General features: G+C 50.1%; 17 protein-coding genes. 11 read left to right on the plus strand and 6 right to left on the minus strand.

The genetic code is table 11. The features are described 5' to 3' along the window. Positions 1-104: 104 nt before the first annotated feature. Positions 105-653 (minus strand): NAD(P)H nitroreductase, encoded by a 549-nt coding sequence (locus N8M53_RS09045; protein WP_269578531.1) that lies wholly within the window; start codon positions 651-653, stop codon positions 105-107. Positions 654-748: 95 nt separating this feature from the next. Then, a complete protein-coding gene (locus tag N8M53_RS09050; protein WP_269578532.1) occupies positions 749-2,761 on the minus strand; it encodes an NADPH-dependent 2,4-dienoyl-CoA reductase in 2,013 nt (670 codons plus the stop codon). A gap of 215 nt (positions 2,762-2,976) precedes the next feature. On the opposite strand from N8M53_RS09050, the gene sppA reads away from it, so the two are divergent. The 3 genes from sppA (at position 2,977) to N8M53_RS09065 (ending at position 6,793) form a co-directional block, all read left to right on the plus strand. Beyond that, on the plus strand, positions 2,977-4,863 hold the full coding sequence (gene sppA, locus N8M53_RS09055; protein WP_269578533.1) for a signal peptide peptidase SppA: 1,887 nt from the start codon (positions 2,977-2,979) through the stop codon (positions 4,861-4,863). A gap of 131 nt (positions 4,864-4,994) precedes the next feature. Then, complete coding sequence (ansA, locus tag N8M53_RS09060) at positions 4,995-6,008, plus strand: asparaginase (protein WP_269580020.1); 1,014 nt, start codon at positions 4,995-4,997, stop codon at positions 6,006-6,008. A gap of 122 nt (positions 6,009-6,130) precedes the next feature. Further along, positions 6,131-6,793 (plus strand): glutathione S-transferase family protein, encoded by a 663-nt coding sequence (locus tag N8M53_RS09065; protein ID WP_269578534.1) that lies wholly within the window; start codon positions 6,131-6,133, stop codon positions 6,791-6,793. 60 nt (positions 6,794-6,853) lie between these two features. Here the strand turns inward: N8M53_RS09065 and N8M53_RS09070 are convergent, their stop codons facing one another. Then, positions 6,854-7,150 (minus strand): YeaC family protein, encoded by a 297-nt coding sequence (locus N8M53_RS09070; protein WP_269578535.1) that lies wholly within the window; start codon positions 7,148-7,150, stop codon positions 6,854-6,856. Positions 7,151-7,303: 153 nt separating this feature from the next. Here N8M53_RS09070 and N8M53_RS09075 point away from each other — a divergent pair, with 153 nt between their 5' ends. The 3 genes from N8M53_RS09075 (at position 7,304) to N8M53_RS09085 (ending at position 10,547) form a co-directional block, all read left to right on the plus strand. Then, the gene (locus N8M53_RS09075; protein ID WP_269578536.1) at positions 7,304-8,170 is read left to right on the plus strand and encodes a DUF2989 domain-containing protein; all 867 of its coding nucleotides are present in this window, start codon (positions 7,304-7,306) and stop codon (positions 8,168-8,170) included. A gap of 359 nt (positions 8,171-8,529) precedes the next feature. Beyond that, a complete protein-coding gene (gap, locus tag N8M53_RS09080; RefSeq protein WP_046075288.1) occupies positions 8,530-9,525 on the plus strand; it encodes a type I glyceraldehyde-3-phosphate dehydrogenase in 996 nt (331 codons plus the stop codon). A gap of 137 nt (positions 9,526-9,662) precedes the next feature. After that, positions 9,663-10,547 (plus strand): D-hexose-6-phosphate mutarotase, encoded by an 885-nt coding sequence (locus tag N8M53_RS09085; RefSeq protein ID WP_269578537.1) that lies wholly within the window; start codon positions 9,663-9,665, stop codon positions 10,545-10,547. Between the two features lie 54 nt (positions 10,548-10,601). On the opposite strand, the gene N8M53_RS09090 is transcribed toward N8M53_RS09085, so the two are convergent. After that, complete coding sequence (locus N8M53_RS09090; protein WP_269578538.1) at positions 10,602-11,360, minus strand: MipA/OmpV family protein; 759 nt, start codon at positions 11,358-11,360, stop codon at positions 10,602-10,604. A 276-nt stretch (positions 11,361-11,636) separates the two neighbouring features. On the opposite strand from N8M53_RS09090, the gene N8M53_RS09095 reads away from it, so the two are divergent. The 3 genes from N8M53_RS09095 to N8M53_RS09105 are packed head-to-tail and all read left to right on the plus strand — an operon-like array spanning position 11,637 to position 16,468. Further along, positions 11,637-13,571 carry a PrkA family serine protein kinase gene (locus N8M53_RS09095; protein WP_269578539.1) on the plus strand — a complete coding sequence of 645 codons (1,935 nt, stop codon included), beginning with the start codon at positions 11,637-11,639 and terminating at the stop codon, positions 13,569-13,571. Between the two features lie 33 nt (positions 13,572-13,604). Next, complete coding sequence (locus N8M53_RS09100; protein WP_269578540.1) at positions 13,605-14,879, plus strand: YeaH/YhbH family protein; 1,275 nt, start codon at positions 13,605-13,607, stop codon at positions 14,877-14,879. A gap of 41 nt (positions 14,880-14,920) precedes the next feature. Next, a complete protein-coding gene (locus tag N8M53_RS09105; protein WP_269578541.1) occupies positions 14,921-16,468 on the plus strand; it encodes a SpoVR family protein in 1,548 nt (515 codons plus the stop codon). 93 nt (positions 16,469-16,561) lie between these two features. Here N8M53_RS09105 and fadR read toward each other — a convergent pair whose 3' ends face one another. Next, the gene (fadR, locus tag N8M53_RS09110) at positions 16,562-17,413 is read right to left on the minus strand and encodes a fatty acid metabolism transcriptional regulator FadR (RefSeq protein ID WP_269578542.1); all 852 of its coding nucleotides are present in this window, start codon (positions 17,411-17,413) and stop codon (positions 16,562-16,564) included. Positions 17,414-17,822: 409 nt separating this feature from the next. Here fadR and nhaB point away from each other — a divergent pair, with 409 nt between their 5' ends. Together nhaB and dsbB are read left to right on the plus strand one after the other, a co-directional pair. Beyond that, the gene (gene nhaB / locus N8M53_RS09115) at positions 17,823-19,403 is read left to right on the plus strand and encodes a Na(+)/H(+) antiporter NhaB (protein WP_269578543.1); all 1,581 of its coding nucleotides are present in this window, start codon (positions 17,823-17,825) and stop codon (positions 19,401-19,403) included. Between the two features lie 88 nt (positions 19,404-19,491). After that, positions 19,492-20,031 carry a disulfide bond formation protein DsbB gene (gene dsbB, locus N8M53_RS09120; RefSeq protein WP_269578544.1) on the plus strand — a complete coding sequence of 180 codons (540 nt, stop codon included), beginning with the start codon at positions 19,492-19,494 and terminating at the stop codon, positions 20,029-20,031. Here dsbB and N8M53_RS09125 read toward each other — a convergent pair. Further along, the gene (locus tag N8M53_RS09125; RefSeq protein WP_269578545.1) at positions 20,026-20,493 is read right to left on the minus strand and encodes a (deoxy)nucleoside triphosphate pyrophosphohydrolase; all 468 of its coding nucleotides are present in this window, start codon (positions 20,491-20,493) and stop codon (positions 20,026-20,028) included. The two genes, dsbB and N8M53_RS09125, sit on opposite strands and share 6 nt — an antisense overlap.

Consider the following 20,493-nt stretch of genomic DNA (forward strand, 5'->3'; position numbering starts at 1 on the left):
TTTTACCGTCTCTGGGCGCATGGTATGCAAAGGCTGATCGGGGCGCAATAAAAAACCTGTACATATGCACAGGTTTTTCCGAGATAAACGCGATTTATCTTAGTTTACAGGTAGGTCACAAACTTACTGGTATCACGCCTTGGGGCATTAGCGGGGGCGCAATCAGGCGTCCCTAAGTATAAAAAGCCTACAATCTGATCGTCACCTTCTACCGACAGCGCTTCGCGCACTGCAGGATGATAAGCAAACGCGCCAGTGCGCCAAAACCCTTGAAAACCCTGCGCGACAGCGGCCATTTGCATTGCTTGCGTCGCACATCCCGCCGAGATATGTTGCTCAATGGTTGGGACCTTATCGTGCGGACGCGTACGCGCAATCACTGCGACCACCATGGGCGCTCGAAACGGGGCATTACGCGCTTTTTCAATCGCCGCCTCATCCGCGCCATTGGTTTGTGCCGCGTCGGCAAGAATGGTAGAAAGCCGAGTGAGACCCTCACCTTCGCAGACCACAAATTGCCACGGCGTCAACGCGCCGTGGTCAGGGGCGCGTAAACCCGCTTGAATGATGTTTTCAAGCGTCTCACCACTCGGGGCGGGCGCGGCGAGCCGCGGTATAGAGCGGCGCTGTAAGAGCAAATCCAGTGCATCCATGATTTATCCTTTTTACCGTTAAACGGCCATGTATAATTCATTTACCACAGGTTAACACAGCCGTGAACGGATAAAATCGTGCAAAACGTATGGATTTAAAGCGCCAACGCCGTTTCAATGCCTTGGCGAATAGCGCGTTTCGCGTCCAGTTCACCCGCATGCTCTGCGCCGCCAATCAGATGGTAAGACACCTTTGCCTCATCCAGTTGCTCAGCGAGCTGATTAACGGACTCTTGTCCAGCACACAAGATGATCTCAGTAGCAGGAATCAGGTGCGCCTCGTCTTTGATACTCACGTGCAGTCCCTCATCATCAATCTTGTGATAAGTCACGCCACCAACAAGATTCACACCACGTTTTTGTAAGGTTTTACGATGGATCCAGCCGGTGGTTTTGCCCGGCCCTTTGCCAACACGTCCCTCACGGCGCTGTAGTACCCACACCTGCTTATCGCTATGCGTATCATGGCCTGGGTAGAGTCCACCCTCATGGGAGATGGTTTTATCGATGCCCCACTCTTTTAGCCAATCATCCAAACTTTGATCCTTGGGCTCGGTGATCATAGTGGCAACGTCCACCCCAATACCTCCCGCGCCAATGATGGCAACATGGCTGCCAAGGTCAGGCTTCTCGCGAATAAACGTTTGGTAATCAATTACTTTTGGATGGTCGATGCCTTCAATGGCTGGGCGACGCGGTTTAACCCCGGTCGCGACAACAATATCATCGAACTCGCGCAATGCGTCGACATCCACAGCCTGGTTGAGTTTAACCGTCACCCCCGCTTTATCTAGCCTTCGAAGGTAATAGCGAATGGTTTCTTTAAACTCTTCTTTTCCTGGAATCGCCATCGCCAAATTAAATTGGCCGCCTAGGCGATCAGACTTTTCGAATAAGGTGACATCGTGGCCGCGTTCGGCCGCTTCGGTGGCACAGCTAATTCCCGCCATTCCCCCACCAACGACAGCGACTTGTTTCACTTGCCGGACTGGTGTGGCGACCAGTTCGGTTTCATAACAGGCTTTCGGATTCACCAAGCAGCTTGCCCGCTTTCCTTTAAATACGTGGTCAAGACATGCTTGGTTACAGGCAATGCACGTATTGATGTCATCTGGCTGCCCAGCCTTGGCTTTGGCAACAAACTCCGCATCAGCCAAAAATGGTCGCGCCATCGACACCATGTCCGCTTGTCCGCTTGCCAAAATCGATTCGGCGACCTCCGGTGTATTGATGCGGTTACACGTCACCAGGGGCACCGACACTTCACCTTTTAGTTTTTCGGTCACCCAGCTAAATGCACCGCGCGGTACCTGGGTGGCAATGGTGGGCACGCGCGCTTCATGCCAGCCAATGCCTGTATTGATAATTGTCACGCCCGCTTGTTCAAGGCCCTTCGCTAGAGCAACCACATCCTCGAAGGTATTGCCTTGCTCAACCAAGTCCAGCATCGATAGGCGGAATATCACAATAAAGTCATCGCCAGCGGCCTGACGAACCGCGCGCATGACTTCAACGGCAAAGCGCATGCGATTTTCAACCGCCCCGCCCCATTGGTCATACCGGCGGTTAGCACGATGGCAGAAAAACTGGTTAATGAGGTAGCCTTCCGATCCCATGATCTCAACGCCATCATAGCCCGCTTCTCGGGCGAGCGCGGCACTGCGACCAAAGGATTTAATGGTGCGCCAAATCGCCCGCTCGCTCATTTCAAACGGGGTGAATTTACTGATAGGCGCACGAATAGCAGAGGCACTTTGCGCGAAAGGGTGAAAGGCGTAGCGCCCCGCATGTAAAAGTTGAAGCGCAATTTTCCCGCCATTGGCATGGACCGCTTCAGTGATGGCTCGGTGTGCACGTGCCGCGCGTCCGGAGCTAAATTGAGCGCTAAATGGGGTCAAGCGACCGCGAAAATTGGGCGAGAAGCCACCTGTGACAATCAACCCTACATCGCCTTTCGCACGCTCGGCGTAGAAGGCCGCTAGCTTTTTAAAACCATCGTTTGCTTCTTCAAGCCCAGTATGCATAGAGCCCATTAGAACCCGATTTTTTAGGGTGGTAAACCCAAGATCGAGTGGGGCTAGCATGTGGGGATAAGGGTGCTGTTCCATTGCTTGCTCACTTATTGTTTGTGGTCTGACCAGACTATAGCGCTGACAGACACGTGATTTCAAACATTCGTTTACAAGTTAGCAACATGGTATCTCGATTTATGATCTGGGTAGGACTTTCACCCAGTATTAGCGTATATCGACAATCGCTAGCACCTATCGCTCTTGGCTCTGATCAGCTAGGATATCAGCGACATGCACCGATGGACTCAAGTATGAAAAAACTGTTCCGCTTTATTGCATCCCTTTTTAAATGGCTGTGGCGCGCGCTAAGTTTCGCGCGGCAGCTTTTGTTGAACGTCCTTTTCATAGGCGTGATTGTTGCTATCTACTTGGCGCTTACGTCGGATACACCCTTGACACCAAAGGACGCTGAGTCGGTCAAGGTCGCTCAATCTGAGCCCGAACCACGTGCCCTTTTGCTCAATATTGACGGCCCGATTGTCGAGCAGCGTCAGCGGCTTAGCCCAATTGATACCTTGTCACGCAACGCGCTAGGTCAGCCGATTGAAACAGAAAATGTGCTGTTTGATATCGTCGACACCGTGCGCCATGCCGCCTCCGACGAGCAAATCAACGGCCTTGTATTAAGTTTGGGTGATATGCCGTCTACCAGCTTGACCAAGCTAAGGTACATCGCCAAAGCCATCAATACGTTTAAAGCGAGTGGCAAACCCGTGATCGCCATCGGGGGCACGTACAGCCAAAGCCAGTACTATTTAGCCAGCTATGCTGATGAGGTGCTGATGTCTCCTGACGGTATGGTGATGCTGCAAGGCTACGGCAGCTACAACCTGTACTGGAAAGACCTGCTCGATAAATTGGATGTCTCTACCCATGTATTCCGTGTAGGGACATACAAATCGTTTGTCGAGCCTTACACGCGCAACAACATGTCTGCTGCAGCCCGCGAGGCCAATCAAGCTTGGCTGTCGCAGCTGTGGGATGCTTATGTGAATGATGTTGCCGAGAACCGCGGTATCCAAGCGGATATGCTCTCTCCTAGTGCTGAACAACTCCTCACACGATTACGCCGCTTCGAGGGTGACTTCGCCGCGTTGTCTCAAGACGTAGGGATCGTCGATAAATTAATGACCCGCCAGCAAATCCGTCGCTATCTCGCGGACAAGTTCGGGAGCGATGGCAAAGACAGCTTTGAATACACAGGCTATTACGATTATCTGCCGAAGATTCAAAATGGCTTTAGCTTGCCGGGCAACAATAATATTGCCGTCGTTGTCGCCAGCGGCCCCATCATGGATGGGCAACAACGCCCGGGTACCGTGGGTGGTGATACCACTGCGGCCTTGCTTCGTGATGCACGCCTAGACAGCAGTGTTAAAGCCGTGGTGCTACGTGTTGATAGCCCTGGAGGCAGCGCTTTCGCCTCTGAAGTGATTCGTAATGAGGTGGATGCATTGCGTGAAGCGGGCAAGCCCGTGGTGGTTTCCATGTCGAGCGTCGCCGCCTCCGGTGGGTATTGGCTATCAGCCAGTGCCGATCGAATCATTGCCCAACCCACCACGATCACAGGTTCTATTGGCATCTTTAGCCTGTTCACCACCTTTGAGAACACGCTCGATGATTTGGGTATCCAGTCGGATGGTGTGGGCACCACGCCGTTTGCCGGTGTGGGACTGACTCGCGCGCTCCCTGACGAGGTAGGAGACATCATGCAACTCGGCATCGAGCACGGCTACCACCGCTTCCTCTCGGTTGTCAGTAACCACCGTAACATGTCGATGGAACAAGCCGACCAGGTCGCGCAAGGCCGCGTCTGGACGGGAAAAGACGCATTGAATCTCGGCTTAGTGGATAAGTTGGGTGACTTTGACGATGCGGTATCAACCGCTGCCGAGCTCGCTGGCATTGAGGACTACCAGCTCGATTGGATGCAACAGCCACTCACACCCTTTGAGCAGTTCATTAACGACGTGCTCGGACAAAGTGCGAGTGTGCTGGGTAAAACGGTCCAGGCGAACATGCCATCGATAGCTCAACAACTGGCATCCTCCCCACAGTGGCAGTCATTGACCTTGTTGGAAAAATTCAATGACCCTCAAGGCCGTTACTTGTTCTGCTTGAACTGTCAGTATCAATAAAATCGACTAGCCCTGACCATACAGTCAGGGCTTTTTCCTGTTTTTCTTCTATTCTGTGTGCCGCTCGGTGTTATCGATGTAACCGTTACATGTATACTGTGCTCACGCTCATTTAATGTAGATTTGACATGATGGAACGTAAACACATTTATATCGCTTACACAGGTGGCACGATCGGTATGCAAAAGTCCGATCATGGGTATGTCCCTGTGTCTGGTTTTCTGCAACAACAGTTGGAGAAGATGCCCGAATTCCATCGTCCAGAAATGCCGCTTTTTACTATTCATGAGTACGAACCACTCATTGATTCATCGGATATGACGCCAACGGATTGGCAACGGATTGCGGACGATATTGGCGAAAATTATCACAAGTACGATGGCTTTGTGATCTTACATGGTACCGACACCATGGCTTACACCGCGTCAGCGCTGTCGTTCATGCTTGAAAACCTCGAAAAGCCAGTGATCGTAACCGGCTCGCAAATTCCAATCGCAGAGTTGCGCTCAGACGGGCAAGCCAACCTATTAAATGCACTACATATTGCGGCTAATTACCCGGTAAATGAAGTCACCTTGTTCTTCAATAACCAGTTATTACGTGGCAATCGCAGTACCAAATCTCATGCCGATGGTTTTAACGCCTTTACCTCTCCCAACCTACCCGCGCTGCTTGAAGCCGGCATTCATATCGAGGTAAAAGCAGATAAGCTCAACCAGCCTTCCGACGGCCCTTTTAAAGTACACACCATCAATGATCAACCGGTTGCAGTGATCATGATGTACCCCGGCATCTCTCCCGACGTGGTGAAAAATGCGCTCAAGCAGCCAGTTAATGCCATGATTTTGTTAACCTTTGGCGTGGGCAATGCGCCCCAGCAGCCCGAACTACTGGACTTACTCAAACAAGCCACCGACCGTGGTGTTTTGGTGCTTAACTTGACCCAATGTTTGGCGGGACGCGTGAATATGGGCGGTTATGCGACGGGCTGCGCATTGGCTGACGCTGGCGTGTTGAGCGGCTACGACATGACGCCAGAAGCGGCATTGGCTAAGCTTCACTTCCTGCTTAGTCAGTCCTTGCCGTTTGAGACCCTGCGCACCTTGGTACAAAAAGATCTCCGAGGTGAACTCAGCTATTACTGATGCGTTGCTATCAAGGCGAATCTCTCAGTGTGTGACGCCGGCAAGGTTGCCGGCGTTTTTATTTGCTACCGTATAGACAGAGCCAATCATTTTATATTGGTTGTCACTCAAAGGAGCGCAAAATGAGGGTATTGCATGGTGACTCATTGTCGCCACACACTAGGAAGATCGCACTCGCATTAAGGTTGAAGCATCTCACCTATCAACTCGCGCCTACCTCGCCCTTTGAGGCGCATGAGCGCGTCATTCACCACCCACCGATGCAAACTGTGGTCGCACTCGCCGAGGCATCACAGACCATTTACCAAGATACAGTGATTACGGCCTACCTAGATGATGCCTATCCTGATCCGCTGCTTTATCCAGGTAATCCCACCCATCGGGCTGAGATCCGCTGGATTGAATGGTTTTGTCGTTATCAGCTTGACCCGTTAATCACAGATACGTTGTTTTATCAGCGGGTAGTACGCGGGCACATTTTAGATAAAACGGTCGATCATCAAGCGGTGAACCAAGCCCTGCAAACATTGCCCGCATGCTGCCAATATTTAGGGGAGCAAGTAAAGGCAATGCCTACCCAGACAGTGACGATGGCGAGTATCAGCGTGTGGAGCCTGTTTCGTTGTGCGAAAATGGCGGGACTTGTGCTGGACGACCGATTCGCGGCACTGAGTGACTATCTCTCAGCCCTCGACCAACACCCTTTATTCGATGCCTATGCACAAGAAGAAAATCATCAACTAACGCCATTTTTCGCCAGCCCTATTAGCCTAGCGACAACCTAAACGCTAACATGCAGATTGCCGGTTCAATGATGATGAGGCTATCGTCGTTATCGCTACTCGCTAGTGCTTAGTGTTGCTGTCTTGAGTCGTCACCTCAATCCTGCCTTCTTCTGGACGGGCGAATTCACGTTTCAGCTCCGCTTTCGATTTCCACGTCACATTGCCCCCTTTCGCGACGGTCATGTGTTGGGGCTGGCTGTTGTGACGCGATTGATACAACATTACCGCTTGCAAGGCTTGGTCACGCTGGGCTTGGTTTAGCGTCGTGCCGTCCGGCCATTTGCCCGTCTCCACGGCATAACACAACCGATCATACACTTCAGGCGTCATTGCCTTTAAGACTTGTTCAATATCCATTATTACCTCTTGGCGATCCTCATTGGGCTATTATGCCTGAACTTGGTGGGTGGACGGCATGCTTGGTTCAGTGCGCTGTATCACGCTTTAGGCCATCAACTACACTAAAAGATCACGTATACTCATCGCAACTGACTCAGGATACGATAAACCATGGATTTACGATTACTCACGCGTTATTTTTACCCATTGGGTCTGATTGCGAGCTTACTGCTACTCGCCGGCTGTGAAGGTGAACCCACCACGAATCAAGTCTGCGAAACCCATCCAGAGCTATGTGCAGGACTAAACACTGGTGATGGGCAATGCCGATTTGAGCGCTCCGATTTGATTTTCGATCGCTTATCTGTGTACCAAAACCCCAGTGACTTGAATAAGCTTGCCGAGCTTAAACAAACCAAAGTCTACCTGCGCTGTATGGAACTGGTTGCCGAAATAGAGCCCACCACCTTAAAAGAGCGCAAAACCAAGCGTACCGAGGCGGTATATCACGCTTACGACGCGATTGAGCGACTAGAGAACGAGCTGAAAGAATCTTACCAACCGCCAGTCATTTACTATCGCTGGTCTCAAGGCGATAACAGTGCGTTACCGCAGTTTTTAAAGTTAGAGGGAACACGTCATCTCGAAACGCCACAATTGCAGCTGGGGCTTGCCACCTATTATGTGTCGCGCAACAAAACGAAAACGGTGGAGATCCTACTCCATGCGTTAGAGCTGTATGACGGTGACAATGACACGGTCCGCAAAGAGGTGATCCCAGAGGCGATAAAATCGCTGGCAACCACTAACCATGCATTGAAACGCTTCGAACATGCTTATTTATGGGCAAAAGTGGGGGAAAGTTACAATCTTCCAATCGCGCGCGGCGATCGCCTTGCTCGACTCTATCCATTGACAGAACAGCAGCAAGAGTCACTACAACGCCTTGCGTTTGAGATCGCGGCCGCCATCGAGGACGGTGAATTCGAAGCAACCTTGCTACAAGCTATCGATAACCAGACTCAAGCATCCTCGTAGACAAGTAACATCACCACTTCCGTGCGGCTCTTGTACCCGCGTGCTGCACGGATAACGCCACCTTCATTCCTGTCTATCGCTTGTCATACCACTTTAACTTTCACGATCGCGGTTCTACTTCTACGCTAACAATTACCAGCGGTCGCCCCGTGTCTGCAATCGACGCGTTAATCGCTCGCGGTTAAAGCGCATACAGACATGGCCGCAAGGGGTCAAATGTTTAGGCGATGTAAAAAAAATCCGTACTTTTTTTTGACTTTAAACAATTTTGGCTGCGATTACCCTTGCATGGCGGGGTCCTATTCTGTAATTTTACTACCAGTTTCATCTCACTAGAAATTAAGTTGTGGAGCAACATAATGACTATCAAAGTAGGTATTAACGGTTTTGGCCGTATCGGCCGTTTCGTATTCCGTGCATCTGTCGAGCGTAACGACATCGACGTGGTAGCAATCAACGATCTTATCGACGTTGAGTACATGGCTTACATGCTCAAGTACGATTCAACCCACGGTCGCTTCAACGGCACAGTTGAAGTAGAAGGTGGCAACCTTATCGTTAACGGTAAAACCGTACGCGTCACTGCAGAGCGCAACCCAGCAGACCTTAAGTGGGATGAAGTGGGTGTTGACGTTGTTGCTGAAGCAACCGGTATCTTCCTAACTGACGAAACCGCGCGTCAACACATCCAAGCGGGTGCGAAGAAAGTTGTTCTAACTGGTCCATCTAAAGACGCAACGCCAATGTTCGTTATGGGTGTTAACCACAACGACTACGCGGGTCAAGACATCGTTTCTAACGCTTCTTGCACCACTAACTGCCTAGCACCTGTCGCGAAAGTACTGAACGACAAGTTCGGTATCGTATCTGGCCTGATGACCACAGTTCACGCCACCACTGCGACTCAAAAAACCGTTGATGGTCCGTCTGCAAAAGACTGGCGCGGCGGCCGTGGTGCTTCTCAGAACATCATCCCATCTTCAACTGGCGCAGCGAAAGCCGTTGGTAAAGTATTGCCTGTACTAGACGGCAAACTGACTGGTATGGCGTTCCGCGTGCCAACTGCTAACGTTTCTGTTGTTGACCTGACTGTAAACCTTGATAAAGCAGCGTCTTACGACCAGATCTGTGCGGCGATGAAAGAAGCGTCTGAAGGTGAGCTGAAAGGTGTTCTAGGTTACACCGAAGATGCCGTGGTTTCTCAAGACTTCATCGGCGAAGTACAAACATCAGTATTTGATGCCAAAGCAGGTATCGCACTGACTGACAACTTCGTGAAAGTGGTTTCTTGGTACGACAACGAAATCGGCTACTCAAACAAAGTATTGGATCTGGTTGCACACATCGCTAAGTAATGCGCATGTAACCCTATCCAACGTAAAGGCGGCCATTGGCCGCCTTTTGTTTATCAGGTCCACGACTCGGGACCACGCTTTCTGTGAACTTGTCTTCGATAACTGATTAAGGAACACTTACCCAAGAGGATCAGGCTATGACTTCTCCCACTCTGCATGTTGAGCGTCAACTTTCTGCATCTGTCGATCTGTGCTATCGCCAGTCCGTTCCGATTCTTCGTGTTACTCACCCTGCGTGTTCAGCCACTATTAGCCTATTCGGTGGACACCTCATCACGTTTGCTCCTGCGGGTGAAAAGTCACTGACTTGGATGAGTGATAACGCTATCTATGATGCCAACACCCCCTTACGAGGTGGTGTCCCCATTTGCTGGCCATGGTTTGGTCACACCGGGCAACCTTCTCATGGCTTTGCTCGTCGTCAAATGTGGCAGTTAGCGAACATTGAAGAAACAGCTAAAGGCGTCACCATTCAACTGCAATTATCCGACTCAGACGCCTCGCGAGCACTATGGCCACATTGTTTTCACGCGACGGTGACCTTTACGCTCACTCATCACGCCGACATCGCCCTAACCGTGACCAATACAGACCACCACCCTTGGACCATGGGTGGTGCCTTGCACAGTTACCTTGCGGTAGAAGATAGCGAACAAGCTAACGTGGAAGGACTCGGTTGTCAGTACCTTGATAACTTTGCGGCAGGCAACGCCGTGCCAGCGACGGGAAAAGTGACCTTCGAGGAGCCGGTTGATAGGATTTATACGGGAGCTAACAACACCCTCACTGTGACCGATCCGGTGGGAAATCGTCGTCTCAAGGTCAATAACCAAGGTGCAACCAGCACCGTCATCTGGAACCCAGGCCAAGCAGCATCTATTCAGATGGCAGATATGGATGATAACGGGTACCTTAAGTTTGTCTGTGTCGAAGCGGCCATTGAACAGCCCACACAAGTTGTCCAGCCAGGCCAAAGCTACACGTTAGCAACCCAGTTAATGGATGAGCGCCAGTCAAGCTAAGCGTCTATTCCAGGCCGCTTTACACCCAAGCGGCCTGTTTAATGGGTAACAAAACTACATAAAAATATAGTTAATCCCCAAGTAGCCCGAGGCGGCGGTGGATTGATCCACCATTGGGCTATCGGCAATATCGTCATCCAAATTGGTGTAGCGCACGCCACCCAGTAGCTGAATACGCTCGGTCAGCATAAAATAACCACTCGCACCTATAAAATAATGGCCAGCCGATCCTGGCTCATAAGCGGGTAACCCCGACCGTGCCGCTTCGTCTTCGCTGATCCCGTACAAGTGCTGATTGAGCTCATGGCTGTTATAGGAGTAGCCCACTTCCGGTGACACCCCCCACCGAGGATGATTGAACGCGTATTTCCAACTAGCCTCGCCATACACTCCGTCTCTGTCATGCGTGACGCCTTCCCCAGCCAGCACCTGAAAACGACCTATCGGCGAGTGGTACTGATAAGCTAATGCCGCCACAATTGACGTGTCACGTTTGTCGAGCAGGCTTAGTTGCGGATCATCGGTATCGGCGGGGTCAAAACGGCGCGGATCATAGGTCGCTGATAAAACGAGATTGTGTGTTGAATCTTTCGGGGCCAGCCTCGCACCGGCCGTCAGCCCGCGAAAATAAAAGTGATCGGTATCAACGTTCACCGTTGGGACCACAAGCGGGTCGGTATCCGTGTCTTTGTAGACCTGAGGCGAAAATGCGCCTATCACGCCAGCAGAAACACGCGTCTCAGCGTAAGCACTGCCGGCAGTTAGCATCAGGGCGCACGCGACCCAAGCCGTTCCTCTCGCTATATTCATCATCTATTCCCTTCTTGTTTGACGGCTGGCAAACGTCAGCCTAGTCGCCCTAACTGGTGAAATTATCGCCTTTAGCATACCTCACTAGCTTGAACCGCAGCTGTCAATATCTTGACAAAACAAGTATACGGATCCGGTAACAAAAATTATCGAAAAAACAAACAATTCTTTCACGCAAAATCGGCAAATCAGGTCTAACCTTATAAAAAGGAAAGGGACCATTCAGCCAATTTTGCACCTTTTCTTTTTGAGTTATTAGACGATTTAGGGGGCAGGACCATGACTATTTTCGATCACTATCGTCAGCGTTACGAAGAAGCGAAAGACGAGGAAATGAGCCTTCAAGAATTCTTGGATCTGTGCCGAGAGGATCGCGGCGCGTATGCCAATGCAGCAGAGCGTTTGCTGATGGCCATTGGCGAGCCAGAAAAAATTGATACATCGCTTGACCCGCGGCTCAGTCGTATCTTCTCCAACCGAGTGATTTCCCGCTACAAAACCTTCGAAGACTTTTATGGCATGGAAGACTCGATTGAGCAAATCGTCTCGTATCTCAAGCACGCAGCGCAAGGCTTGGAAGAGCGCAAACAAATTCTCTATTTGCTCGGGCCTGTTGGTGGGGGTAAATCATCCTTAGCCGAGAAACTAAAAAGCTTGATGCAACAAATGCCTATCTATGTTCTGACGGCTAACGGTGAGCGCAGCCCGGTCAACGACCATCCGTTCTGTTTATTTGATGCCGAGGAAGACGGCCATCTGCTCGAGAAAGAGTATGATATCCCACACCGTTATATCCGTCATATTATGTCACCTTGGGCCGCGAAACGCTTAAAAGAGTTTGGTGGCGATATTAGCCAATTTAAAGTGGTTAAATTGCGTCCGTCCATTCTCAACCAAGTCGGTGTGGCCAAAACTGAACCCGGGGATGAGAACAACCAAGACATCTCGTCACTGGTGGGTAAAGTTGACATCCGCCAGCTTGAACACTATTCACAAGATGACCCCGATGCCTACTCCTACTCTGGTGCGCTGTGTCGCGCCAACCAAGGGATGATGGAGTTCGTCGAAATGTTCAAGGCGCCGATAAAGGTGCTCCACCCGTTATTAACCGCCACCCAAGAAGGCAACTATAACGGCACAGAAGGCCTGTCAGCACTGCCGTTTGATGGCATCATTCTCGCACACTCAAACGAGTCCGAGTGGCAATCGTTCCGCAACAACAAAAACAACGAAGCCTTCCTCGACCGTGTCTATATCGTCAAAGTGCCCTATTGCTTGCGCGTGTCAGACGAAATTCGAATCTACAATAAGCTGCTATCTTCCAGTGAGCTACGCCATGCGCCTTGCTCACCCAGCACACTGGATATATTGGCGCGCTTCTCTGTGCTTTCACGGCTAAAAGATCCTGAAAACTCGAGCATTTATTCAAAAATGCGCGTGTATGATGGTGAGACGTTGAAAGATACGGATCCTAAAGCGAAGTCCTACCAAGAGTACCGTGATTTTGCTGGTGTTGATGAGGGTATGGATGGGCTATCGACCCGTTTCGCGTTCAAAATCTTGTCACGGGTGTTTAACTTCGACCATGCGGAAGTTGCTGCCAACCCTGTGCATTTGTTCTACGTGCTAGAGCAACAGATTGAGCGAGAGCAGTTCCCGCAAGAAGTCGCTGAACGCTATCTTGAGCACCTTAAAGGCTACTTGATTCCCAAATACATCGAGTTTATCGGTAAAGAGATCCAAACCGCTTACCTCGAGTCGTACTCCGAATACGGGCAAAACATTTTTGACCGTTACGTCACCTATGCTGACTTCTGGATCCAAGATCAAGAATTCCGCGATCCAGATACTGGCCAGTTGTTTGACCGCTCAGCACTCAATGCTGAATTGGAAAAAATCGAGAAACCGGCGGGCATCAGTAACCCGAAAGATTTCCGTAACGAAATCGTCAACTTTGTCCTCCGCGCACGCGCCAACAATGAGGGTAAAAACCCAGCATGGACCAGCTATGAGAAACTGAAAACCGTCATTGAGAAGAAGATGTTCTCCAATACCGAAGATTTACTTCCAGTGATTTCCTTCAATACCAAAACCTCGAGCGAAGAGCAGAAGAAACACGACGATTTTGTCGCTCGTATGATGGAAAAAGGCTATACCCGCAAGCAAGTTCGCTTGCTCGCAGAGTGGTATTTGCGCGTGCGTAAATCATCGTAGCCCTTGGGCTGACGCAGATGACGGGAGAGAGATATGGCGCATTTTATTGATCGTCGTCTCAATGGCAAAAATAAAAGCACTGTCAATCGACAGCGCTTTTTACGCCGACACAAACGGCAAATTAAAGAGTCCATTGCTGACGCCGTCAACAACCGCTCGATCACAGATGTTGAAAGTGGAGAGGATATTTCTATCCCTTCTCGTGACATTCGTGAACCGACTTTCCACCAAGGTAAAGGGGGACAGCGTGATGCTGTCCACCCTGGTAATGATCAATTCAGCCCAGGGGATCGTATCGCTCGTCCCCCCGGTGGCGAAGGCGGCGGCGGTGCCGGAGAAGGACAAGCCAGTCCTGATGGCGAAGGCCAAGATGAATTCGTCTTTCAAATATCAAAAGACGAGTATTTGGATCTCTTGTTCGAAGATCTTGAGCTTCCGAACCTGAAGAAAAACCAAATGAATAAAATGGTGGAGTACAAAACGCATCGCGCAGGATATACCTCAAATGGGGTGCCCTCGAATATTGCCATTGTACGTTCACTGCAAAACTCACTGGCACGACGCACGGCGATGTCAGCCGGCAAACGCCGAGAACTGGCAGAGCTTGAAGAAGCGCTTGAGCGCGTGCGCGAGGCCGAGCCTGCACAACCACTTGAAGTGAAACGACTCGAAGAAGAAATCACGGTATTGAAGCGCAAAATCGCCGCGGTTCCGTTCATCGATACCTTTGACTTACGGTATAAAAACTACGAAAAGCGGCCACAGCCAAGTAGCCAAGCCGTGATGTTTTGCTTGATGGATGTGTCTGGTTCGATGGACCAAGCGACTAAAGATATCGCCAAACGGTTTTATATCCTGCTTTATCTTTTCCTTACACGCACTTATAAAAACGTGGAGGTAGTCTTTATTCGCCATCACACGCAGGCGAAAGAAGTCGATGAGCACGAGTTTTTTTACTCACAGGAGACGGGCGGCACGATTGTATCCAGCGCCCTGCGGCTTATGGATGAAATCATCAAAGATAGGTATGACCCGACAGAATGGAACGTCTATGCGGCACAAGCCTCGGATGGCGACAATTGGGCCGATGACTCACCCGGTTGCCGAGAACTACTGCAAAACACCCTGTTGCCGGTCAGCCGTTATTACGCCTATATCGAAATCACCCGCCGCGCGCATCAAACACTGTGGCGTGAATATGAGGCGTTGGCGCAAAGCCATGACAACTTTGCAATGCAAAACATTCGCTCAGCGGAGGAAATTTTCCCCGTGTTCCGCGAATTGTTTAAGCGTCAGGTCGAAGCCTGACGCCATACCGGCATCGACGTATTTTATCAGGGAGACATGGTATGGCTGTCACCAAAGGTAAACGTAACACTCCACTTCATGATGGACCCGATTGGACCTTTGACCTGCTCGAGCAGTATCACAAGGAAATCAAACGTGTCGCTGAACACTACAAGCTGGATACTTATCCAAACCAAATCGAAATCATTGCCGCTGAGCAAATGATGGATGCTTACTCAAGCGTCGGGATGCCCATCAATTACAACCATTGGTCGTTTGGTAAAAAGTTTATCGAGACCGAACGCAACTACAAACACGGGTACATGGGGCTTGCTTACGAGATAGTGATTAACTCCAATCCGTGTATTTCTTATTTGATGGAAGAAAACACCATCACCATGCAAGCGCTGGTGATGGCACATGCCTGTTATGGCCACAATTCCTTTTTCAAAGGCAATTACCTGTTTCAAACTTGGACAGACGCAGGCTCCATTATTGATTACCTGCTTTTTGCAAAAAATTACATCAGTGAATGTGAAGAAAAGTACGGCCTGGCAGAAGTAGAAAACCTGATCGACTCCTGCCATGCGCTGATGAACTATGGGGTCGATCGCTATAAGCGGCCGCAAAAGATCTCTCTTGCTGAAGAAAAAGCGCGTCAAAAGGCACGAGAGGACTACCTGCAGACGCAAGTCAATGAACTCTGGCGTACCATCCCAAGTGGCCAAAAAGAGCAAGAAGAAGAAAAACGCCGCTTCCCTGCCGAGCCACAAGAGAATCTGTTGTACTTTTTTGAAAAGCACTCTCCACTGCTTGAGCCATGGCAGCGAGAAATCGTGCGGATAGTGCGTAAAGTCAGCCAGTACTTTTACCCGCAAAAGCAAACTCAGGTGATGAACGAAGGTTGGGCGACATTTTGGCACTACACCATACTCAATCATCTGTATGACGAGGGCTTGGTCACTGACAGCTTCATTATGGAGTTTTTACATAGCCACACCAATGTGGTGGCACAACCGCCTTACAACAGCCAGTTCTATTCCGGCATTAACCCTTACGCGCTCGGGTTTGCCATGTTTCAGGACATTCGCCGAATGTGTGAAACCCCCACAGAAGAAGATAAATACTGGTTCCCCGATATCGCGGGAAAAGACTGGTTAGAAACCGTGCATTTTGCCATGGCAAACTTTAAAGATGAGAGCTTTATCAGCCAGTTTCTATCGCCCAAAGTGATGCGGGATATGAAGTTTTTCGCCGTCAATGACGATGATCGGCAAAGCTACATTGAAGTGACCAGTATTCATAATGAACAAGGTTATCGCCAATTACGTGAAGATCTCTCCGCGCAGTATAATCTCAGTAACCGCGAACCGAATATTCAAGTGTTCGATGTCGATTTACGTGGCAACCGCTCACTCACGCTTCGCTACGTGCCTCATAATCGGATCCCGCTCGCCAAATCTTATGAAGAAGTGCTCAAGCACGTCCATCGGCTGTGGGGGTTTGAAGTGATCCTCGAAGAAGAAACCAGTGAAGGGCGAGGAAAAATACTGAGTAGCTGTCCCAAGCGGCCACAGTTTGATCCTGATATCTTAATGGGCAGTCACTAACCTTGACGAGCCGTTAATAAAAAAGCCGCCATGATCATCAGCATGGCGGCTTTTCTTGATACACATGGTTTCGGTTTCACTCATTGGACCGTGTTAGGCTTCCTCTTCTGCCATGTGTGCCGCAATCGTTTCACGGTTACTAAACCACAAGCCACCGCACTCACGTCCGTATTGTTTGACTCGATCGCCAATCATTGGGTGCTGATTATTGGCTATCATATCACGTAAGTCATTGTAAAAGCTTAATGCATTTTCACAGGCGCGGCGGTCCATAAAGTAATATCCGCCCACACGCGAGTAAATCTGACGCATGCCATTAATGGTTAACACATACACCTTGTTGCCAGAAAAGTGCGCCATTCCTTGGAACAAACGATAGTCAAAGTGATTAAACGCGCGTCCCATACAAATGCGCTCGCACAAGGCTGGATCTTGCTTGCCGTATTTGTCTTGAATCTTCTTAACGTCTTTTAAGACTTCATTTTGTTCATCAATAAGCTCCAAGAATTGCTCAAAGCTCTCGCATTCGAGCACTTGCTCACAGCGCTTAATCACATGATCGATAAGGTTCAAGCAATCGTCAGGGCGGTTTTTCGCCGCATAACGCATATACACGCCACTGATGTCGGTGCGCGCCGCGAGTAGGTCCTCAAGCACACCATGAACATCTTGCCCCTCTAGGGTGACCAGGGTATCAAGAATACTCAGCCCTGACGTACGCATATAATCATTCACGCGTGTTGGTTTACCATGTTGAATGGTTAACCAGCCATCGCGCGCCAAGCGCTGCAACACTTCACGTAAGGTGGTGCGAGTGACGCCAATCAGCTCAGACAGCTCACGCTCTGCAGGTAAAATGGATCCTTTAGGAAAGTGATTATTCCAAATACTTTCAATTATATATTTTTCAGCAAATGTTGCTGGGCTATCCGCCTTTATAACCATTGAATATAAATTCCAATTTGCTTCTTACTCTGATTAATAACTCATCATACCACTAGACGCCACCAGCAGAAACCGCTGAGTGAGATCACGGGATATCGCGTGACATCTGCTATCTTTTTGTACCAGATCAATGAAAAACTGGGCATAAATCGCAAAACTGATCCACACAAGATGTAACAAAATATGTCTAAGGCAAACTAGCGCACACTTATGCGTGACGAAGCTATCCATCTACGTATTGTGATTAAACCATGCGTCCCGATAACCCATCGTCACTGATATCTGTCACCCTCTTACTGTGCCCATGCACTCACTTGCTGATTGTGCGTTTGTGTCGGTGCACGTTACTCGCCCATCCGCGCGCTAGGTAGGCATAGATAACAATGAGACTTTCACTATGGCGAAGACCATGACACTCAGAACTGCGTTTCTTAAGAACTTTCTCGGCAAAGCACCTGATTGGTACAAATTAGCCATTGTTGGCTTTTTGATCCTTAACCCAATTGTTTTCGCGATCGACCCTTTTATCGCTGGCTGGCTACTGGTGGTTGAGTTTATTTTCACCCTCGCGATGGCTCTGAAATGCTACCCGCTGCAACCCGGAGGTTTGCTGGCGATTGAGGCGGTCGCCATTGGCATGACCAGTCCCGCGCAAGTCAAACACGAATTAGTTGCCAACGTTGAGGTTCTGCTACTCCTTGTCTTTATGGTGGCGGGGATCTATTTTATGAAACAGCTACTGCTGTTTATTTTCACCAAAATCCTATTGGGCATCCGCTCGAAAATCGCCTTGTCATTGGCCTTTTGTGGCGCGGCAGCGGCACTCTCTGCCTTTTTGGATGCCTTAACCGTGATTGCGGTGGTGATCAGTGTCGCGGTAGGCTTTTACTCCATTTACCACCGCGTGGCGTCCGGAAAAGAGTTCGGCGCTAACCATGATCATACTTCAGATGAAAGCTTAAGCGACGAGCTGAGCCGCAACGATTTGGAAAACTATCGAGCGTTTTTGCGCAGCCTACTAATGCATGCTGGCGTGGGCACCGCCCTCGGGGGCGTGATGACCATGGTTGGCGAACCACAAAACTTGATCATTGCCGACCAAGCCAGCTGGCATTTCGGTGAATTTATTCTCCGAATGGCCCCCGTCACACTGCCGGTTTTCTTCGCAGGCTTACTGACCTGTGCTCTGGTCGAGAAGTTTGCTTGGTTCGGTTATGGCGCACACCTGCCTCACAATGTATTAAAAATCTTGGTGGAATATGATAAAGCACAGCGGGCAAAACGTACGCCTCAGGATATCGCCAAGTTGGTGGTACAAGCACTGATTGCGGTGTGGCTGATCACCGCTCTCGCCTTGCATTTAGCCGCTGTGGGCCTTATTGGTTTAAGCATTATCATTCTTGCCACTGCTTTTACGGGCGTCGTCGATGAGCACCATATCGGCAAAGCCTTTGAGGAAGCGCTACCGTTCACCGCGCTATTGGCGGTCTTTTTCTCTGTGGTGGCAGTGATCATTGACCAACACTTGTTTGCGCCTGTCATCGATATGGTGCTGTCGCTGGAAGGCCACCTGCAACTGACCATGTTTTATATCGCCAATGGCCTGCTTTCTATGGTGTCAGACAATGTATTTGTCGGTACCGTGTATATCAACGAGGTAAAAACCGCCCTGCTCAATGGCGTGATTGGCCGCGAGCAATTTGATATGTTGGCTGTAGCAATCAATACAGGGACTAACTTGCCCTCTGTGGCCACGCCTAACGGCCAAGCTGCTTTCTTATTCTTGCTGACCTCAACGCTGGCGCCACTACTGCGTCTTTCATACGGTCGCATGGTGTACATGGCGTTGCCATACACCATTGTGATGGGCGTATTGGGTGTGATTGGCATTGAGTTTTTCTTGGTACCTGCCACCGAGTGGATGCTGCACCAAGGTTGGATTTCCGAAGCCATACATATGACTCAGCAAGCCATACCTAGCGCTCACTAACGCACTTCTACCATTGACCTTAGTCTCAACAAACGATTGAATAGCAAGGCTCTCAATATAGGGCCTTGTTTTTTATCAGGAGTGAGTTATGTGGCGCGCCTTAAACCAGTTTTCTCGCAGCCGAGCGTCCTGGCTGTTGTTGCTTCTATGTGTTGTCGGGCTAGAAGCCACAGCACTTTATTTTCAACACTATCAAGGACTTGAACCTTGTGTTATGTGTATTTATGAACGCGTCGCGTTATTGGGTATTGGCGTCGCTGCTTTACTTGGATTGATCGCGCCCAACGACCCTTTTTGGCGTACTCTCGGCTTGCTTGGCTATGGCATCACAGCTGGGTGGGCGCTAAAGCTCTCGTTAGAGCACGTGAGCTACCAATTCCCAGACCCTAACCAACTGTTCGGTGCCACCTGTGATGTGGCGGTAAACTTCCCTTCTTGGGCGCCGCTCAACCAATGGGTGCCATCCGTCTTTGAAGCCTACGGTGATTGCAGCAAAGTGGTATGGCAGTGGCTGGGATGGTCAATGCCACAATGGCTGGTTGGTATCTTTTCAGCCATGTTGTTTGTCTGGGTGTTAGTGGTCATTGCCCAGTTTATTGGCCGCCCCCCACGCCGCATTTTTTCATAACGACGCTTGAATCATGGCGTCGGCTTTCTCGGCGCCTGTGCAGGCCGACTCAGTGTCAAAGTGATGACGCAATGTTTCAATCAACGGGCGATCCGCGGCACTGAACACTCCAGCATCGAGGCGACGAGGCTCACTCCAGTACAGAGCCTGATGCTGGTTCAGTGCTAACGTTCCATCAATAATGTCACACCAAAAGCTGCAAAGTACGATCACTTTGTCGCCGTAATCGAATTCGGTTTCCAAAATCGGGGCGCCAACTTGGATATCAACCCCAAATTCTTCTCGCCATTCTCGCGCGAGTGCTTGCTGGTCGCTCTCGCCTTGCTCGACTTTGCCCCCAGGGAACTCCCACCAACTAATAAACTGCGTATCCGGTTGGCGTTGTGCCACCAATACTTGATGGCCTTGGGTCGCAACACCGGCGACAACACGAAGGGAAGAGGATTGTTTTGACTGCTTCAT

The sequence above is a fragment of the Salinivibrio kushneri genome (genome assembly GCF_027286325.1).
In the GTDB taxonomy this organism is placed as follows: Bacteria; Pseudomonadota; Gammaproteobacteria; order Enterobacterales; family Vibrionaceae; genus Salinivibrio; species Salinivibrio kushneri_A.

Coding starts and splice junctions, on each gene's coding strand:
- N8M53_RS09045 (WP_269578531.1), bottom strand. CDS start 653: ATGGATGCACTGGATTTGCTCTTACAGCGCCGCTCTATACCGCGGCTC.
- N8M53_RS09050 (WP_269578532.1), bottom strand. CDS start 2,761: ATGGAACAGCACCCTTATCCCCACATGCTAGCCCCACTCGATCTTGGG.
- sppA (WP_269578533.1), top strand. CDS start 2,977: ATGAAAAAACTGTTCCGCTTTATTGCATCCCTTTTTAAATGGCTGTGG.
- ansA (WP_269580020.1), top strand. CDS start 4,995: ATGGAACGTAAACACATTTATATCGCTTACACAGGTGGCACGATCGGT.
- N8M53_RS09065 (WP_269578534.1), top strand. CDS start 6,131: ATGAGGGTATTGCATGGTGACTCATTGTCGCCACACACTAGGAAGATC.
- N8M53_RS09070 (WP_269578535.1), bottom strand. CDS start 7,150: ATGGATATTGAACAAGTCTTAAAGGCAATGACGCCTGAAGTGTATGAT.
- N8M53_RS09075 (WP_269578536.1), top strand. CDS start 7,304: ATGGATTTACGATTACTCACGCGTTATTTTTACCCATTGGGTCTGATT.
- gap (WP_046075288.1), top strand. CDS start 8,530: ATGACTATCAAAGTAGGTATTAACGGTTTTGGCCGTATCGGCCGTTTC.
- N8M53_RS09085 (WP_269578537.1), top strand. CDS start 9,663: ATGACTTCTCCCACTCTGCATGTTGAGCGTCAACTTTCTGCATCTGTC.
- N8M53_RS09090 (WP_269578538.1), bottom strand. CDS start 11,360: ATGATGAATATAGCGAGAGGAACGGCTTGGGTCGCGTGCGCCCTGATG.
- N8M53_RS09095 (WP_269578539.1), top strand. CDS start 11,637: ATGACTATTTTCGATCACTATCGTCAGCGTTACGAAGAAGCGAAAGAC.
- N8M53_RS09100 (WP_269578540.1), top strand. CDS start 13,605: ATGGCGCATTTTATTGATCGTCGTCTCAATGGCAAAAATAAAAGCACT.
- N8M53_RS09105 (WP_269578541.1), top strand. CDS start 14,921: ATGGCTGTCACCAAAGGTAAACGTAACACTCCACTTCATGATGGACCC.
- fadR (WP_269578542.1), bottom strand. CDS start 17,413: ATGGTTATAAAGGCGGATAGCCCAGCAACATTTGCTGAAAAATATATA.
- nhaB (WP_269578543.1), top strand. CDS start 17,823: ATGACACTCAGAACTGCGTTTCTTAAGAACTTTCTCGGCAAAGCACCT.
- dsbB (WP_269578544.1), top strand. CDS start 19,492: ATGTGGCGCGCCTTAAACCAGTTTTCTCGCAGCCGAGCGTCCTGGCTG.
- N8M53_RS09125 (WP_269578545.1), bottom strand. CDS start 20,493: ATGAAGCAGTCAAAACAATCCTCTTCCCTTCGTGTTGTCGCCGGTGTT.